The organism is Streptomyces sp. L2 (assembly GCF_004124325.1).
Taxonomy (GTDB): domain Bacteria; phylum Actinomycetota; class Actinomycetes; order Streptomycetales; family Streptomycetaceae; genus Streptomyces.
This window is the reverse complement of the sequence record NZ_QBDT01000001.1, coordinates 4,130,350-4,144,355: the sequence shown is the minus strand read 5'-3', so window position 1 is coordinate 4,144,355 and position 14,006 is coordinate 4,130,350. Positions and strand designations below refer to the sequence as shown.

The window sequence follows — 14,006 nt, the reverse complement described above, 5'->3', positions numbered from 1 at the left end:
GCCAACAGGAACGCACGGCCCCTGTCCATACGTTCCTGTCTCCACGGAACGATCACGCAGACGTTATCGAAGAGAGACTCATTCTCGCAGCTCAGGGGGCAGGTTCACGTACGGTTCACACCGTTGTGGGCAATGCTTTCGCGCCATCTTCGGTCACCCGGGTCGCTCCGAAGTAGTCCGCGCCGTCGATGGGGTCGAACCGGATCACGGCCCCGGTCCGGGGCGCGTCGATCATGTACCCGCCGCCGACGTAGATGCCCACATGGTGGATCGCCCGGGAGTCGCTCGGGTCGTGCGAGAAGAAGACGAGGTCGCCCGGCAGCAACTGGTCCCGCGAGGGGTGCGGCCCGGCGTTGTACTGGTCGTTGGCGACCCGGGGAAGCGTGATGCCGACGCTCGCGTACGCGGCCTGGGTCAGACCCGAGCAGTCGAAGCGTCCTCCCTGGTCAGCGGTGCCCTCGCCGCCCCACAGGTAGGGCGTGCCGAGCTTCTTCTGGGCGAACGCGATGGCTCCGGCGGCCTGCCGGCTGGGGCTGAGCCGCCCGCTCGGCGCGGCGAAACTCCTGGACAGGCTGCGGATCCGCTTGACGTAGTTCTGCGTCTCGCTGATGGCCGGGACACCGCCCGCCTTGATGACCCGGTAGGCGCCCGCGTTGTACGCCGCGAGCATGTTGTCGGAGGTGTTCCCAGGGACGTCCTTGACGTACTTGGCGAGTTCGCAGTCATAGGACGCGGCCGACGGAATCGCGTCATTCGGGTCCCAGATGTCCCGCTTGCCGTCGCCGTTCCCGTCGATTCCGTGCGTCGCCCAGGTGCTCGGGATGAACTGGGCGATGCCGCGCGCGTCGGCCGGACTCACGACGGTCGGATTCCAGCCGCTCTCCTGGTACAGCTGGGCGGCGAGCAGGGCCGGCGTCAGCGCCGGGCACAGGTTCCCCCACCGCGCCACGAGCGTCGTGTACGCCGCCGGCACCGCCCCCTTGGCCAGCCCCCGGCCCCCCGAGGTGACCCCGTTCAGCAGGTTCCCGGCGACGACGTACACGCCGACGACCAGCAGCATGACGAAACTCAGCCCAAGCCCGACAGCCGCCCCACCGAACACCCATACCTTCCGCACGGGACAACTTTCCCTCACCGAGGCCCGGTTCGACAGCACCCTCGCGTGATGTGGCGTCATTTCACGCCGTGTCCGCGCTCTTTTCAGCCAACGCCGGTGGGTCGGCGGCTGAGCCAGGGCGCCGGCGCAGCCCGGTCGCGACATCCGGATTCTCGTCGATGCTCGCGACCAGGGCGTAGTGCACGGTGCGCACGGACGGGTAAACGCGGAATTCGGTTGCGCGCGTTTCAGCCGTTCACTGACTCAATTCGAGCGAAAAGCGGTGCGACACCCGAATACGCTGATGGCATTGTTTGTCGCGTCAGCTTCCAACGGGGCTGTCATCAACAGCCTTTGCGGAAGCTTTCCTTCATGCCTATGACCCATGCTTTTCGGTCGTCGTCGCGCCGTCAGGGCGCGAGGACGAGGACGGCTTCCGAGGCGTCTTCCGTCCCTCGTGGGCACGGCCGGACTCTGGTGTGGCTGATACCCGTGCTGTGGACCGTGGGCCTCGGGCTGTGGGGGCTGTCGCGGCAGAACAGCGTGTGGCGGGACGAGGCCGCGACGTGGCAGGTGGCCCAGCGGTCCACGGCTGAGATCTGGCACATGCTGGCCCACGTCGACGTCGTGCACGGGTGCTACTACCTGTTGATGCACGCCCTGTTCGAGACCTTCGGGCCCAGTACCACGACGCTGCGGTTGCCGTCGGTCCTGGCCATGGCGGCCGCTGCCGGATGTGTCGGCGCCATCGGTCGGCAGCTGGCGGGTTTCTGGACCGGGTTGGCCGGGGGAATGGCCTTCGGGCTGCTTCCCGCCGTGCAGTTCTATCTCCAGGAAGGACGCCCGTACGCACTGGTCGCGGTCGGCGCCGCAGCCTCCACCCTGCTCCTCACCAAGCTGCTGCTGCGCGACCGAGGTCGCACGCTGTACTGGGCCTTCTACGGCAGCACGGTGCTGCTGAGCGGGCTGCTGAACTGGCTCTCGCTCATGGTGCTGCCCGCGCATCTCGCGACTCTCGTCTGGACCCGGGCGAGCCGGCGGATTTGGCTTCGGTGGGCGGTTTCCTCCGGCGCGGCCACGGCCTGTGTGCTGCCCCTGATCCTTTTCAGCCGAACCCAGTCCGCGCAGGTGTCGTGGATACCCCCGCTGACCTGGCACATGCTCATCGGCCCGGCGATCCTGCTCGCGATCGGCGGGGCCGGTGCTCTCCTGGACCGGCCCCGAGCAGGCGAGCTGTCCGTGGCCGCCGTCGGTCTGCCGCTGCTGGCGGTGCCGCAGACCGGCCTCATCGGTCTCTCCCTGGTCCAGCCGCTGTTCCTGGACCGGTACGTCCTCTTCAGCATGCTGGGTCTGGCCCTGCTCATCGGCAGGATCGTCGGCGCCGTCGTCACGGCCGTGCGGCAGCGGCACCCGGGGGCGTCGATATGGGTCCTCCCCACCGTGATCGCGGTGGCGACGGCAGCCCTGTTGCCGCAGTCGCTCGCCAAGCGGTCTCCCTCAAGCCGGGTGGACGACGTCCTGGCGGTCTCCTCTGATGTGCGGTGGATGAAGAAGACGGGTGACGGCGTGCTCTTCATCCCGTCGGCCCGACGGGACACCAAATCCGTCTGTCCGGCCGACTTCTCGGGTCTGCGGGATATCGCCCTGGCCGAGAGTCCGGAGAAGTCCGGAACGCTCAAGGGTGTGGAATCCGCACCGGACCGAATACGGGCGGCGATGCTGGCTCGCACACGCATCCTGCTGGTCACCGACGCGACCGGCGTGGCAAAGCCCCCGCAAGCCGAGCGGGACAGGATGAAGGCGTCCGTGCTGAAGAGGTACTTCCGGGCCGTGGCCGACCAGCAGGTGCGCGGCCGGCGGGTGACGGTCTACGAACGGCTCGCGTCGGCGCGTTGAACACCGGCACCTCGGACACCTGCGCCACAGCTCCCTTCAGCCCGACGTCGCGTCCGCGTACAGTTCCGCCGCCGGGCGGCCGAAAGCCACGCTGTAGGAGACGTCCGGGGTCGAGCCGCCCCGCTCGTGGCCGCCGAGGACGCCGACGAGCTGTCCGCTTCCGTTCACCCACGGGCTGCCGCTGGTGCCGCTCGTGAAGGCGGGGCAGTCGATGCGCTGCTGCGTAGGGCTCTGCCGGCCCGGCTTGTTGGTGCACCTGATGGGCACGTCGAGGGAGCTCGGGTAGCCGGTGAGCGTCACCGGCGTCGACCCCGTGACCGTCCCGGCCGCGAACCGGTTGGCGCCGACCAGGTCCTCGATCCGACGTCCCCCGCCGTCCAGCTCCTCCACGTAGGCGAAGGCGACGTCGCTGTCCTCGTCCTCCCCGCTCGCCCACGCGTCCGGCATGAACCGCTTCGTCACCTTCCACACCCCGTACGGCGCCTTCCCGTCCCGGTACCCCGGCACGAAGACCCGGTCGCCCTCGGTCCCGCCCACGCAGTGCGCGGCCGTCGCGATCAGATTGCCCTGCGGGCTGTGCACGACGGAGGCGGTGCAGAAGTGGTGGCCGGCCAGGTCGTCGGCGTTCTCCGTCCCGAACAGCGCGCCCACCCGCATGCTCTGCCGACTCACCCCGGTCACCACGGTGACCCCGAGCGGCCCGCGCCCGTCGTCGGCGGCGGCCACCGACGCGGACGTCAGCGCCAGCATGATCACCGCCCCGAGCAACGCGGGACGCGAGCTGACCGAGATGCGTGAGCTGCGCTTCATCAGGCCTCACTCTGTCGCAAGAAGGTGAGAATGCCTCCCCGACTTCACTGAGAATTACCTGTGAACCTCCCTGAGCGCGGACGGAGAGGTCAGCCTGAACACGTATCTCATATGACGATCCCTCCACGGTACTGTCCTGCCCTCACCTCCGCCTCTTCATCCGTCACCCCAGGTCATCACCCCTGGCAGTCGGCCCACAGCAGTTTCCCGCCCCGCGACGCGCCCAGTTGCCGCAGCACCGAGACGCCCCAGGAATCCGCGCACGCCTTCACCAGGTGCAGCCCGCGCCCGCTCTCCGCGTCCTCGTCCGGCACTACGTCGGCTGGTGCCGCGTCGGCCGTGAAGCCCGGCGGCACCCGCGGGTCCGTGTCCCACACGGCCACCGTCAGCCGCCCCGACTGCCGCCCGAGCAGCCGCAGGGCATAGGGACCGGTGGTGTGCAACTGGGCGTTCGCCAGCAGTTCCGCCGCCAGCAGCTCGGCGGTGGGCGTGAGCGTGCCGAGGTCGTGCGCCGCGAGGACGGTACGGAGGGTGGCCCTCGCGATCCCCGGTGCGCGTGGATCGCGCGGGAGTTGGAGGGTGTAGGTCCAGGGCGGGGATACGGTGGGCATGGCGAGTCTCCGATCACTGAAGTGGGTTGCGTGCAGCTTCGGTTGCCCAGTGGCCGTCGCCGCTCCGTCGAGCGGGGCACTTCTGGGCGGGGGCCCAGTTGTAAGGTAGCGGCGTTCGGTGAAGGTATTCACTGTTATGCGGGAATCTCCTTCACTACCACCCGAGTGAGTGACGGCAAGGAGGCGGCAAGCCCGTGAGGAATCCAACGGGTCGCCAGCTGCGGTTCGGCGCGGAGCTGCGCAAACTCCGCGAACGGGCGGGGCTCAGCTCCACCGAGGCCGGTCAACTCCTCGGCATCAAGCAGGCGCAGGTCAGCAACCTTGAAGCCGGCCGGGTGGGCGTGAGCCCGGAGCGGATGCGGACCATGGCCACCCATTACGACTGTCCGGACACCGGGCTCGTCGATGCCCTGTGCGACATGACGGGCGAGCGGTCACGCGGCTGGTGGGAGGAGTACCGGGAGATACTGCCCACCGCGCTCCTGGATCTCGCCGAGCTGGAGCACTACGCAACGCGTCTGCGCACAGCGGTGACCGTGCACATCCCCGGCCTCTTCCAGACGACCGACTACGCCCGCGAGATCTTCCGTCAAGGCGTCCCCGACCTGTCCCCGCCGGACATCGAGCACCGGGTCTCGTTCCGGGTGAAGCGCCAGGCTGTCCTCTTCCGGAACCCACCCACACCACAGCAGGTGATCATCCATGAGGCGGCGCTGCGGATGAGGTTCGGCGGCACCCGGGTCACCCGGAACCAGCTCACGCACCTGCTGGAGATGAACCAGCGTGAGCACGTCGCGATCCACGTCATCCCGTTCGCCGCGGGCACCTTCGCCGGTTCCGGCCAGTCCGTCTACTACGCCGAGGGCGCCGTACCGCAACTCGACACGGTGAACCTCGACCAGTCGCACGGCCCCGTTTTCCTGGACGCGGAGGCTCAGTTGAGCAAGTACCGCGTCACACTCGACCGGCTCGAAGCGGCGGCCCTCACCCCGGAGGAGTCGCAGAACTTCATCCACACCATCCTGAAGGACCTGTGAGGAAGCCCAGCATGCCCTTGTTCACCTGGCAGAAGTCGTCGTACTGCCCGGAAGGCAACTCCTGCATCCACGTAGCCGAATCACCCGACGAAGTCCACATAACCGAATCCGCCGACCCCAGCGGAGCGATACTCACGGCCACGCCCGCCGCCTTCGGCGCCCTTCTCGCCGTACTCAAGGGAGAGAGGCAGGCGCCCGCGCCCATCGAGGTCGCCTTCGGCGAGGGGGATGCTGTGCGGCTCAAAGCGGCCGGCGGAGTCGTCACGACCACGCGCCCCCGGTGGGACGCCTTCGTACTCGGGGTGCGGGCGGGGGAGTTCGACCGGTTCGCGGGGTGACGGCTGCTCAGGGGTGGTCGTACCAGGCGAAGGACGAGATCCGCCAGCCGTCGGGTGTGCGGACGTATTGGAGGGTCTTCACGCCGCCGCCCTCGTAGGGCTCGCCGTTCATGAGGCCGGACTTGCGGTACTCGGCGACGCGGCAGGCGACGTCCCCGGCGATCTCGGTCCGCTCGGAGGTCTCCCACTCGGAGAACTCGGTCAACCGGCCGTCGGCGAGGAGGCGTTCGCGGGGTTCGATGAACTCGTCGAGGGTGGAGACGGTGAAGTCGGGGCGGGTGACGACGATGACCGCCTCGGGGAGGAGCAGGCGGCGGAGTCGCGCCACGTCGGCCGGCCGGCCGCCCCGGTTGTCGAAGGCGCCGAAGAACTCGGCGGTGAGCGCGTCTATCTCGGCCTTGGACATGGGCGGACTCTAGCCGAGGGAGTCACACGCGGTGCTGCTCCTCCGCTGGGGCGCGCTGCTGCTCCGCTTCCGGGGGTGCCGTGACCCGGCCGCCGGGGTGGCGCAGGGCGGCGAGGTAGGCGAGGCCGAGGGCGATGGCCATGCCGTAGAAGACCCACTGGTTGGCCTCGGCGAAGTCCATGCGGATCGTGTTCATGGTGTCCCGCATGACGGAGGCGGCCTGGCCGCTGCCCTGCGGGACGCGGGTGTCGCCGCTGCCGGTGATCGACTCGGTGATGTGGCGGGAGATGTCCTTGGAGACGGCCGGGGACAGGCCGCGGGACTCCAGGGAGTGGACGACGTTGCCGTTGGTGACGTGGGTGAGGATCGTGCCGTAGACGGCGAGGCCGATGCTCGCGGCGTAGTTGCGGACGGTCTGGGTGATGCCGGTGACCTCGCCGTAGGAGGCGCCGATGGCCCGGTTGACCGCGTCGGTGGAGGCGGGGGCCAGGATGAAGCCGATGCCGGCGCCGGCGAGGGCGGCGTAGGGCCACTGGTCGTGCATGGAGAGGTCGGTCATCTGGCCGGCCCACAGGGCGAAGCCGAGCGCGCCGAGGAGGCTGCCGAGTTTGAGGGCGGGCCGGGCGCCCCGCTTGTCGAGGATGCGGCCGCCCCACTGGGAGGCGATGGCGAACCCGGCGAAGAAGTAGAGGAGGAAGAGGGCGGCCTGGTTGGGGGAGGCGCTGAGGGAGATCTGGGCGTAGACGGAGGCGAAGAAGAAGAGGGGGACGAAGGCGAGCATCGCGAAGAACAGCACCGCGGTGTCGGCGGTGAACGCCTTGTCGCGGAAGATCCGCAGGTTGACCAGGGGGTGCTGGACGCCGCGTTCGTAGCGGACGAAGCCGTAGAGGACGAGGAGTCCGCCGGCGATGCAGCCCCAGGTGGCGGCGCTGTCCCAGCCCCAGGACCAGGCCTGCTGGAAGCCGAGGACGCTCAGGCCCATGCCGACCGCGATGAGGGCGGCGCCGGCGACGTCCAGGCGTTCCGCGCGGCGGCGGTCGGGGATGCGGGCGAGATACGTGAGGACCAGGGCGGTGAGGGCGACGGGCACGTTGACCCAGAAGATGGCCCGCCAGGTCCAGCCGGTGAGCCAGCCGCCGAGCAGCGGGCCGAGGGCGGTCAGCGCGCCGGAGATGCCGAAGAACAGGGCGAGGGCGCGACCGCGCCGGTCGACGGGAAACACGGCGACGACGACGGCGAGGGCGGCCGGGAAGAGGAGGGCGGCGCCCAGGCCCTGCGTGGCCCGGAAGACGATCAGCCAGGTCTGCGCGAAGCCGCCCCGGGGTACGCAGCCGCACAGGACCGAGGAGACGACGAAGACGAGGGTGCCGATCATGACCATCCGGCGGGCGCCGAGCAGGTCGGCGAGCCGCCCGCCGAGGGCGAAGAAGGCGGCGAGGGCCAGCAGGTAGGCGTTGACGACCCACTGCATCCCGGAGGTCGACAGCCCGAGTTCGTCGACGATGTCGGGGGTGGCGATGGCCACGATCGTCTGGTCGATGAACGTCATGGCGACGGCGAACATCATCGCCGCCAGCGCCAGGGTCTGCCGGGGCGGCCCCTGCCCCGCGACCGAGCGGACCCCCTGCTCACGTCCCGCGCGCATGGCACTCATCCGACCAGTCTGCGAGCGTGCGGTGCCTCCCGCATCCGGGGCCGGGAGCCAGACCACCACCCCAGCTCACGGCGGTATGACTCGGGTATGATGCGAGTATGACCACGAAGCTCACCGTGTCTCTGTCCGACGTGTCCGCCGGCTACGTTCGCGCTCACGCCCCCGAGGGGAACGTATCCGCGTTCATAGACCGCCTCGTCCGCCGGCAGATGACCCTGGACGCGGCGAAGCAGCTCGCGGCGGCCGGATACCGTCCGGATCTGGACGGTGAGGGCGACGCGTGGTGAACAAAGGTGACATCTGGCAGGTGAAGGGTGCGCAGGGCGAGCGGACGGTCTGTGTCGTCAGCCTCGACGGGCTGGACGAGACGTTCGGCGCCTGCCTCGCCCTTGTCCTGCATCCGCCGGGCGCCTACCCGGACACGATCATGTCCGTCCGCCTGACCGCGCCCGTCGAAGCGGTGGCCGTGGCCCTCAACCTCACGCAGCTCAAGACAGCCCGCTTCGACGACGGCACCTACCTCGGAAACATCGGCCCGGACGCGATCGCCCGCGTCGACCAGGCTCTGCGCGCGGTCCTCGACCTCTGAGCGGATGCGGCGACGTTCAGAACGTCGTCGTCATCCCGCCGTCCACCGGGATCGTCTGGCCGGTGATGAAGGACGCCGCGTCGCTCGCGAGGAAGACGACGATGCCCGCGATCTCGCCGGGGCGGCCCCAGCGGCCGAGGGCGGTGCGGGTGCGGAGCCAGTGGGTCCAGTCGGCGTCGTGGACCAGGTCCTCGTTGACGTCCGTGGCGAAGGTGCCGGGGGCGACCGAGTTGACGGTCGTGCCGCTGGGGCCGAGGTCGGCGGCGAGGGCGCGGGTCAGGCCGTCGAGGCCCGCCTTGGCGGTGGCGTAGGCGACGTCACCGGTGCGGCCGAGCTGGCCGACCACCGAGGAGACGTTGATGATCCGGCCCGGGACGCCGCGCTCGGCCAGTCCCCGGGCGACCGTCTGGCTCAGCGCGTACGCCGAGGTCAGGTGGACGTCGAGCATCGCGGCCAGCTCGTCCGGGGTCATCTCCGCCACGCCCCGGCGGTCGCGGTGGCCGACGTTGTTGACCAGGACGTCGATGGCGCCGAGCGCGCTCACCGCCTCCTCGGCCGCCTCCCGGTCGGTGACGTCGAAGGCCGCGCCGGTCACGTCGTAGCCCTCTCGGCGGAGCAGGGCGACGACCGCGTCGAGCGTGGTGCGGTTGCGGCCGTTGAGGACGACGCGGGCGCCGGCCTGCGCCAGGCCCCGGGCCATCTCCAGGCCGAGGCCGCGGACGGAGCCGGTCACGAGAGCCGTACGGCCGTCCAGCCGGAAGCTCACGTGCGCCGCGGCGCGGCCTGCGCTCCCGTCCGTGCCCCGGCCCGCGTCGCCGGCCGCGTCGCCGCCCGTGCCGTCGTCGTCGACGCCGTCCATCCCTGCCGCCGTCCAAAGGGTTCGGTTCGGTCCTATGCGGAATCCCGGAGTCCGGGTGTCCCGCAGGTCACCGTATCCGGTCGGCTCCGGACCGCTGAACGGTGGTGCGTACGCGCACGTACCACTCAAAGACGGAATTCCGCGGCATCACGCCTGGAAGGCTCGTAAGGGGATGAGTCGGATGGTTCCTACGGCACTGCGCAGGTCACTCGGGGCGGTGGCGGTCGCCGGCACCGCCGCCGTCACCCTCGCCGCCTGCGGCGGGGGCGGAGGCGGGGGAAGCGGCCACAGCAACAACGGTAGCGGCAGCACCCAGAGCAGCAGTAGCAGCAGCAGTCAGGCGCACGTCTCCGGGACCCGCGTCACGGTCACCGAGACCGAGTACGCGCTCAAGCTCTCCCGGTCCCACTTCACACCCGGCACCTACACCTTCGTCTCCGACAACGCCGGCAAGGTCACACACGCCCTGTCGATCGACGGCCCCGGCGTCGAGGACGCGCACACCAGCAACATCCAGCACGGACAGCACGCCACCCTGACCGTGACCCTCAAGAAGGGCAACTACGACATCTACTGCCCCGTCGACAGCCACAAACAGCTCGGCATGGACCAGCACATCACGGTCGGCTGACCTTGGCGAGCCCCCAGTCCACCCCCGTCAGCTCCTCCGACAGCGTCCACAGACGGCGGGCCGCCTCCGGGTCGCTCGCCGCCGCGCTGCGGCCCGCCAGCGCCGGCGCGCCCCGCATCTCACCGAGGCCGTCGGGGCCGACGTACGCGGCGCCCGGCAGGTCCCGCGTCGCCGCGTAGAGGGTGGGCAGCGCACCCGCGCGGTCCGACTGGGCGAGCAGCCTGTTGCCGAGGCCCAGGAACGCCCGCGCGACGGGGTTCGCGTGGTGGCTCTGCAGGTTGGTCGCGGCGTAGCCGGGGTGGGCGGCCAGGGACCGTACCGGTGAGCCGGCCTCGGTCAGCCTGCGCTGGAGTTCGAGCGTGAACAGCAGGTTGGCCAGCTTGGACTGGGCGTACGCGCGGGTCGGGCTGTACCGGCCGCGCAGATTGACGTCGGCGAAGCTGATCACCCCGTCCCCGCTGCGGTGCAGGCCGGACGACACCGTCACCACGCGGTCCGTGACGTACGGCAGCAGCAGGTTCGTCAGCGCGAAGTGCCCGAGGTGGTTGGTGCCGAACTGCATCTCGAAGCCGTCCTTGGTGCACAGCTCCGGCAGCATCATCACGCCCGCGTTGTTGATCAGCAGGTCCAGCGGGCGCTCGTCCCAGGCGTCGGCGAACTCCCGCACCGAGGCCAGGTCGGCGAGGTCCAGGCGGCGCACCTCCGTGCTGCCGCCGACCCGCGCCGCCGCGGCGCCGCCCCGCGCCAGGTCCCGTACGGCGAACACCACGTGCGCGCCGGCGCCCGCCAGCGCCTGGGCGGTGGCGAGGCCGAGGCCGCTGTTCGCGCCGGTGATCACGGCCGTACGGCCGGACAGGTCGGGCAGGTCGGTCACGTTCCACTTGGTTGCCATGACCCCAATGTAGGCAACGCCAACAATGCTGTCAACGACAACATCGGGATACGATGGTCCGCATGCCGCGCCTGACCCCTCCCCGCCCCTACCACCACGGAGACCTCCGCGCCGCCCTCCTCAAGAGCGCCGAGCGCACCCTGCGGGAGAAGGGCGTCGGCGCGCTGTCGCTGCGCGAGCTGGCGCGGGACGTCGGCGTCAGCCACGCGGCGCCCGGCCGGCACTTCAAGGACAAGCAGGCCCTGCTCGACGCGCTCGCGCTGGACGGGTACGACCGCCTCGACGGGGCCCTGTCCGGTGCCGACCGCCCCGGACTCTCCTTCGAGGAGCGGATGACCGCCCTCGCCCGCGCCTACCTCGGCTTCGCCGTCGACCACCCCGAGCTGCTTGAACTGATGTTCGCGCGCAAGCACGACCCGCACAGCTCCGCCCAGCTCGCGGGAGCCGTCGACCGCTCCCTCGGTTCACTGACGCGGACGATGGCCGAGGCACAGGAGCGGGGCGAGATCGTCGCGGGCGACCCCGAGCGGATCACCATGGTCGCGGCCGCGAGCCTGCACGGGCTGGCCGCCCTCATCGCCTCCTGCGCCCTGGACGCCGACGAGGCCATGGCCGGCCTGGAGGAACACGTCCACCTGCTGCTGCACGGACTCCGGCCGCGATAGGGCCCACAGGGTCACCCGGCCGCCCCTTCCCGCAAGCCACCTGGCGCGCCTCACTGTGACCGCCCTGTGCCGCGGGTCAAGCCGTTCCCACCGCGACGCCACCCCCTCCCCATCCCCCGGTAAGACACCAACCTCCTTCGGTAATGCGGAAGTCAGGATTCCATCAGCCTGCTTGTTGTCACGTACTCAACAAGCGAGGGTCGGTCGCGGGCCGCCGCCCCCGCCGGTCACCCACCGGTGGTCCCCCACACCGCAGGCCTCTCCCCACCCCTCACAGGAGGCTGTACGTTGCCCACCACCACCCCGACCATCCCCACCTCCCCCCACATATCCGGCGCCCCGCGCACCCGGCGCCGTATCGCCGGGGCCGCCGCGGCCACCGCCGCACTCCTGCTCACCGGACTCGGCACCGCCGCCCAGGCGCACGCCGCGGGAGCCGCCGCGACAGGAGCGGCCACCGCCCCCACCAGGACCACCTGGACGGCGACCCCCTGCGCCACCCCCAAGCACACGGGCGAACTCGCCTGCGACTCCCTCCGCGTCACCGGCGGCGTCACCGCCTTCCAGAAGGCCGAGGCCGCAAAGACGGGCCGGACGGCGCAGGCCGTCACCCCGGACGCGGCCGCCGCCGGCCCCACCGGCTACGGCCCCGCCGACCTCCAGAACGCCTACGGCCTCACCTCCGCGGCGGCCTCCAACGGCTCCGGCAGAACCATCGCCATCGTCGACGCCTACGACGACCCCAACGCCGCCGCCGACCTCGCCGCCTACCGCTCCCACTACGGCCTGCCCGCCTGCACGACCGCCAACGGCTGCTTCAAGAAGGTGAGCCAGACCGGCTCCACCACCTCCCTGCCGAGGGCCGACAGCGGCTGGGCCGAGGAGGAGTCCCTCGACCTGGACATGGCGTCCGCCATCTGCCCGCAGTGCCACATCACGCTGGTCGAAGCCAAGTCCGCGACCACCGCCAACCTCGGCACCGCCGTCAACGAGGCCGTCAAGCTCGGCGCCAAGTACGTCTCCAACAGCTACGGCGGCTCCGAGTCATCCTCCGACCCGTCGTACGACTCCTCGTACTACAACCACCCGGGCGTCGCCATCACCGCCTCCGCGGGCGACGAGGGCTACGGCGCCGAGTACCCGGCCGCGTCCCGCTACGTGACCTCCGTCGGCGGCACCGCCCTGAAGTCCTCCTCCAATGCCCGCGGCTGGACCGAGTCCGTCTGGAACACCAGTTCCACCGAGGGCACCGGCTCCGGCTGCTCCGCCTACGACACCAAGCCCGCCTGGCAGACCGACACCGGCTGCGCCAAGCGCACCATCGCCGACGTCTCCGCCGTCGCCGACCCCGCGACCGGCGTCGCCGTCTACGACTCCTACGGCGTCACCGCCGGCTGGTACACCTTCGGCGGCACCAGCGCCTCCGCCCCGATCATCGCCGGCGTCTACGCCCTCGCCGGCACCCCGGGCAGCGGCGACTACCCCGCCAAGTACCCGTACGCCGCCGCCGGCACCGCCGCGCTGAACGACGTCACCAGCGGCAGCAACGGCACCTGCTCCACCAGCTACCTGTGCACCGCCCGGACCGGCTACGACGGCCCCACCGGCGTAGGCACCCCGGAGGGCACCAGCGCCTTCACCGGCTGACCCGTCACCACATCGGGTCAGCACACCGAGTCACCCCGTCGGGTCACGGGGAGCCGCCAGCATGAGGGGGACGTGGGGTCCCCTCGGCGGCAACACAGGAGGGGCCCCGGCAACCGCCGGGGCCCCTCCGTCATGCTCCACTGTCACCCCGGCGTGAGAACATCGGACCGGACCGACCGTCACCCGACCAGCCGTCAGAAACCGCGCGGGTCGTAAAAGAGGTCAACGACGGAACCACACACAGGTTCCGCTCCCACCTCGTTGCCCGGCGTAACCTGCCGTGATACACAGAGTGACCGAACAAGCCATTTGTACGAAACCCGACGGTGATTGACGTCAAGTCGACATACGACGGCGACGTTGTCGGCGAGAATGAGACCTGACCTCTGCACGCCGCAGGGGCCGTTGCGGAACTACCCATCAGGGGCGGTGACTTACATGCTCTTTGCGGCCGACAAGGGAGACATCAACACCATCATCGGCGGGATCGCTCCGGACTGGGGCCCCTTCGGCAGCCTGGGCAACGAGGCCAAGGTGATGATCGAGGTGGTGATGGCCGTCGCCATCCTGCTCTGCCTCGGCATCGCGGTCTGGGGTGCGGCCAAACAGCGGATCGGCGCGACCGCGCTGCGCGACACGTTCAGCGCGGAACAGGGCAAGGGCCTGATCATCGCCGGCCTCACCGGGGTGTTCATCATCGGCTCCCTCGGCACCCTGTTCACGATCGTGTACGGCATGGCGGTCTGACACCCCGTCTCCTCCCCTGCCTCCTCTCCCCCTTCTCCCCGTCGTGCCCACCGGCTGAGGTTGCGTTTCCCTGATGTCGAGTCACCACACCGCGCCCGCGCGGGAACCAGCACGGCTACCGTCGTATC

16 protein-coding genes are annotated in these 14,006 nt (G+C 70.3%); 9 read left to right on the top strand and 7 right to left on the bottom strand.

Going from position 1 to position 14,006, the window contains the following annotated elements:
- Positions 1-115 precede the first annotated feature (115 nt).
- Positions 116-1,060 (bottom strand): bifunctional lytic transglycosylase/C40 family peptidase, encoded by a 945-nt coding sequence (locus DBP14_RS18360; protein ID WP_277752709.1) that lies wholly within the window; start codon positions 1,058-1,060, stop codon positions 116-118.
- Between the two features lie 528 nt (positions 1,061-1,588).
- Here DBP14_RS18360 and DBP14_RS18355 point away from each other — a divergent pair.
- Complete coding sequence (locus DBP14_RS18355) at positions 1,589-2,992, top strand: glycosyltransferase family 39 protein (protein WP_347239653.1); 1,404 nt, start codon at positions 1,589-1,591, stop codon at positions 2,990-2,992.
- Between the two features lie 36 nt (positions 2,993-3,028).
- Here the strand turns inward: DBP14_RS18355 and DBP14_RS18350 are convergent, their stop codons facing one another.
- On the bottom strand, positions 3,029-3,802 hold the full coding sequence (locus tag DBP14_RS18350) for a serine protease (protein WP_129308255.1): 774 nt from the start codon (positions 3,800-3,802) through the stop codon (positions 3,029-3,031).
- A 176-nt stretch (positions 3,803-3,978) separates the two neighbouring features.
- The gene (locus DBP14_RS18345) at positions 3,979-4,413 is read right to left on the bottom strand and encodes an ATP-binding protein (protein WP_129308254.1); all 435 of its coding nucleotides are present in this window, start codon (positions 4,411-4,413) and stop codon (positions 3,979-3,981) included.
- 194 nt (positions 4,414-4,607) lie between these two features.
- On the opposite strand from DBP14_RS18345, the gene DBP14_RS18340 reads away from it, so the two are divergent.
- Both DBP14_RS18340 and DBP14_RS18335 read left to right on the top strand, forming a co-directional pair.
- Complete coding sequence (locus DBP14_RS18340) at positions 4,608-5,450, top strand: helix-turn-helix transcriptional regulator (protein WP_129308253.1); 843 nt, start codon at positions 4,608-4,610, stop codon at positions 5,448-5,450.
- Positions 5,451-5,461: 11 nt separating this feature from the next.
- Positions 5,462-5,788, top strand: coding sequence for a DUF397 domain-containing protein (locus DBP14_RS18335; protein ID WP_129308252.1), 327 nt, complete (start codon positions 5,462-5,464; stop codon positions 5,786-5,788).
- Between the two features lie 7 nt (positions 5,789-5,795).
- On the opposite strand, the gene DBP14_RS18330 is transcribed toward DBP14_RS18335, so the two are convergent.
- Both DBP14_RS18330 and DBP14_RS18325 read right to left on the bottom strand, forming a co-directional pair.
- Positions 5,796-6,194 (bottom strand): nuclear transport factor 2 family protein, encoded by a 399-nt coding sequence (locus tag DBP14_RS18330; RefSeq protein ID WP_129308251.1) that lies wholly within the window; start codon positions 6,192-6,194, stop codon positions 5,796-5,798.
- Positions 6,195-6,216: 22 nt separating this feature from the next.
- On the bottom strand, positions 6,217-7,761 hold the full coding sequence (locus DBP14_RS18325) for an MFS transporter (protein WP_241741256.1): 1,545 nt from the start codon (positions 7,759-7,761) through the stop codon (positions 6,217-6,219).
- Positions 7,762-7,946: 185 nt separating this feature from the next.
- Between DBP14_RS18325 and DBP14_RS18320 the strand changes: the two genes are divergently transcribed.
- Together DBP14_RS18320 and DBP14_RS18315 are read left to right on the top strand one after the other, a co-directional pair.
- Positions 7,947-8,135: a toxin-antitoxin system HicB family antitoxin gene (locus DBP14_RS18320; RefSeq protein ID WP_129308250.1), complete on the top strand. Its 189-nt coding sequence runs from the start codon at positions 7,947-7,949 to the stop codon at positions 8,133-8,135.
- Entirely contained in the window at positions 8,129-8,437 is a 309-nt protein-coding gene (locus DBP14_RS18315) for a hypothetical protein (protein WP_241740961.1), read from the top strand. Before DBP14_RS18320 ends, DBP14_RS18315 begins: the two co-directional genes overlap by 7 nt.
- A gap of 16 nt (positions 8,438-8,453) precedes the next feature.
- Here DBP14_RS18315 and DBP14_RS18310 read toward each other — a convergent pair whose 3' ends face one another.
- Positions 8,454-9,296, bottom strand: a complete 843-nt coding sequence (locus DBP14_RS18310; protein ID WP_129308249.1) for an SDR family oxidoreductase — start codon at positions 9,294-9,296, stop codon at positions 8,454-8,456.
- Between the two features lie 181 nt (positions 9,297-9,477).
- Between DBP14_RS18310 and DBP14_RS18305 the strand changes: the two genes are divergently transcribed.
- The gene (locus DBP14_RS18305; protein WP_129308248.1) at positions 9,478-9,927 is read left to right on the top strand and encodes a copper-binding protein; all 450 of its coding nucleotides are present in this window, start codon (positions 9,478-9,480) and stop codon (positions 9,925-9,927) included.
- On the opposite strand, the gene DBP14_RS18300 is transcribed toward DBP14_RS18305, so the two are convergent.
- A complete protein-coding gene (locus DBP14_RS18300; RefSeq protein WP_129308247.1) occupies positions 9,914-10,819 on the bottom strand; it encodes an oxidoreductase in 906 nt (301 codons plus the stop codon). The genes DBP14_RS18305 and DBP14_RS18300 overlap by 14 nt on opposite strands.
- Positions 10,820-10,881: 62 nt before the next feature.
- Here DBP14_RS18300 and DBP14_RS18295 point away from each other — a divergent pair, with 62 nt between their 5' ends.
- The 3 genes from DBP14_RS18295 to DBP14_RS18285 all read left to right on the top strand — a co-directional run bounded on the left by DBP14_RS18295 (position 10,882) and on the right by DBP14_RS18285 (position 13,878).
- Positions 10,882-11,484, top strand: coding sequence for a TetR/AcrR family transcriptional regulator (locus tag DBP14_RS18295; protein ID WP_129308246.1), 603 nt, complete (start codon positions 10,882-10,884; stop codon positions 11,482-11,484).
- 309 nt (positions 11,485-11,793) lie between these two features.
- Complete coding sequence (locus DBP14_RS18290; RefSeq protein WP_129311935.1) at positions 11,794-13,131, top strand: S53 family peptidase; 1,338 nt, start codon at positions 11,794-11,796, stop codon at positions 13,129-13,131.
- A gap of 438 nt (positions 13,132-13,569) precedes the next feature.
- Positions 13,570-13,878: a hypothetical protein gene (locus DBP14_RS18285; protein ID WP_014673544.1), complete on the top strand. Its 309-nt coding sequence runs from the start codon at positions 13,570-13,572 to the stop codon at positions 13,876-13,878.
- The last annotated feature ends 128 nt before the right edge of the window (positions 13,879-14,006 follow it).

Bases quoted from the DNA above. Each gene is read 5' to 3' on its own strand.
- DBP14_RS18325 (WP_241741256.1), bottom strand. From the start codon at position 7,761: ATGATGTTCGCCGTCGCCATGACGTTCATCGACCAGACGATCGTGGCC.
- DBP14_RS18350 (WP_129308255.1), bottom strand. From the start codon at position 3,802: ATGAAGCGCAGCTCACGCATCTCGGTCAGCTCGCGTCCCGCGTTGCTC.
- DBP14_RS18305 (WP_129308248.1), top strand. From the start codon at position 9,478: ATGGTTCCTACGGCACTGCGCAGGTCACTCGGGGCGGTGGCGGTCGCC.
- DBP14_RS18310 (WP_129308249.1), bottom strand. From the start codon at position 9,296: ATGGACGGCGTCGACGACGACGGCACGGGCGGCGACGCGGCCGGCGAC.
- DBP14_RS18320 (WP_129308250.1), top strand. From the start codon at position 7,947: ATGACCACGAAGCTCACCGTGTCTCTGTCCGACGTGTCCGCCGGCTAC.
- DBP14_RS18285 (WP_014673544.1), top strand. From the start codon at position 13,570: ATGCTCTTTGCGGCCGACAAGGGAGACATCAACACCATCATCGGCGGG.
- DBP14_RS18330 (WP_129308251.1), bottom strand. From the start codon at position 6,194: ATGTCCAAGGCCGAGATAGACGCGCTCACCGCCGAGTTCTTCGGCGCC.
- DBP14_RS18360 (WP_277752709.1), bottom strand. From the start codon at position 1,060: ATGCTGCTGGTCGTCGGCGTGTACGTCGTCGCCGGGAACCTGCTGAAC.
- DBP14_RS18295 (WP_129308246.1), top strand. From the start codon at position 10,882: ATGCCGCGCCTGACCCCTCCCCGCCCCTACCACCACGGAGACCTCCGC.
- DBP14_RS18335 (WP_129308252.1), top strand. From the start codon at position 5,462: ATGCCCTTGTTCACCTGGCAGAAGTCGTCGTACTGCCCGGAAGGCAAC.
- DBP14_RS18345 (WP_129308254.1), bottom strand. From the start codon at position 4,413: ATGCCCACCGTATCCCCGCCCTGGACCTACACCCTCCAACTCCCGCGC.
- DBP14_RS18300 (WP_129308247.1), bottom strand. From the start codon at position 10,819: ATGGCAACCAAGTGGAACGTGACCGACCTGCCCGACCTGTCCGGCCGT.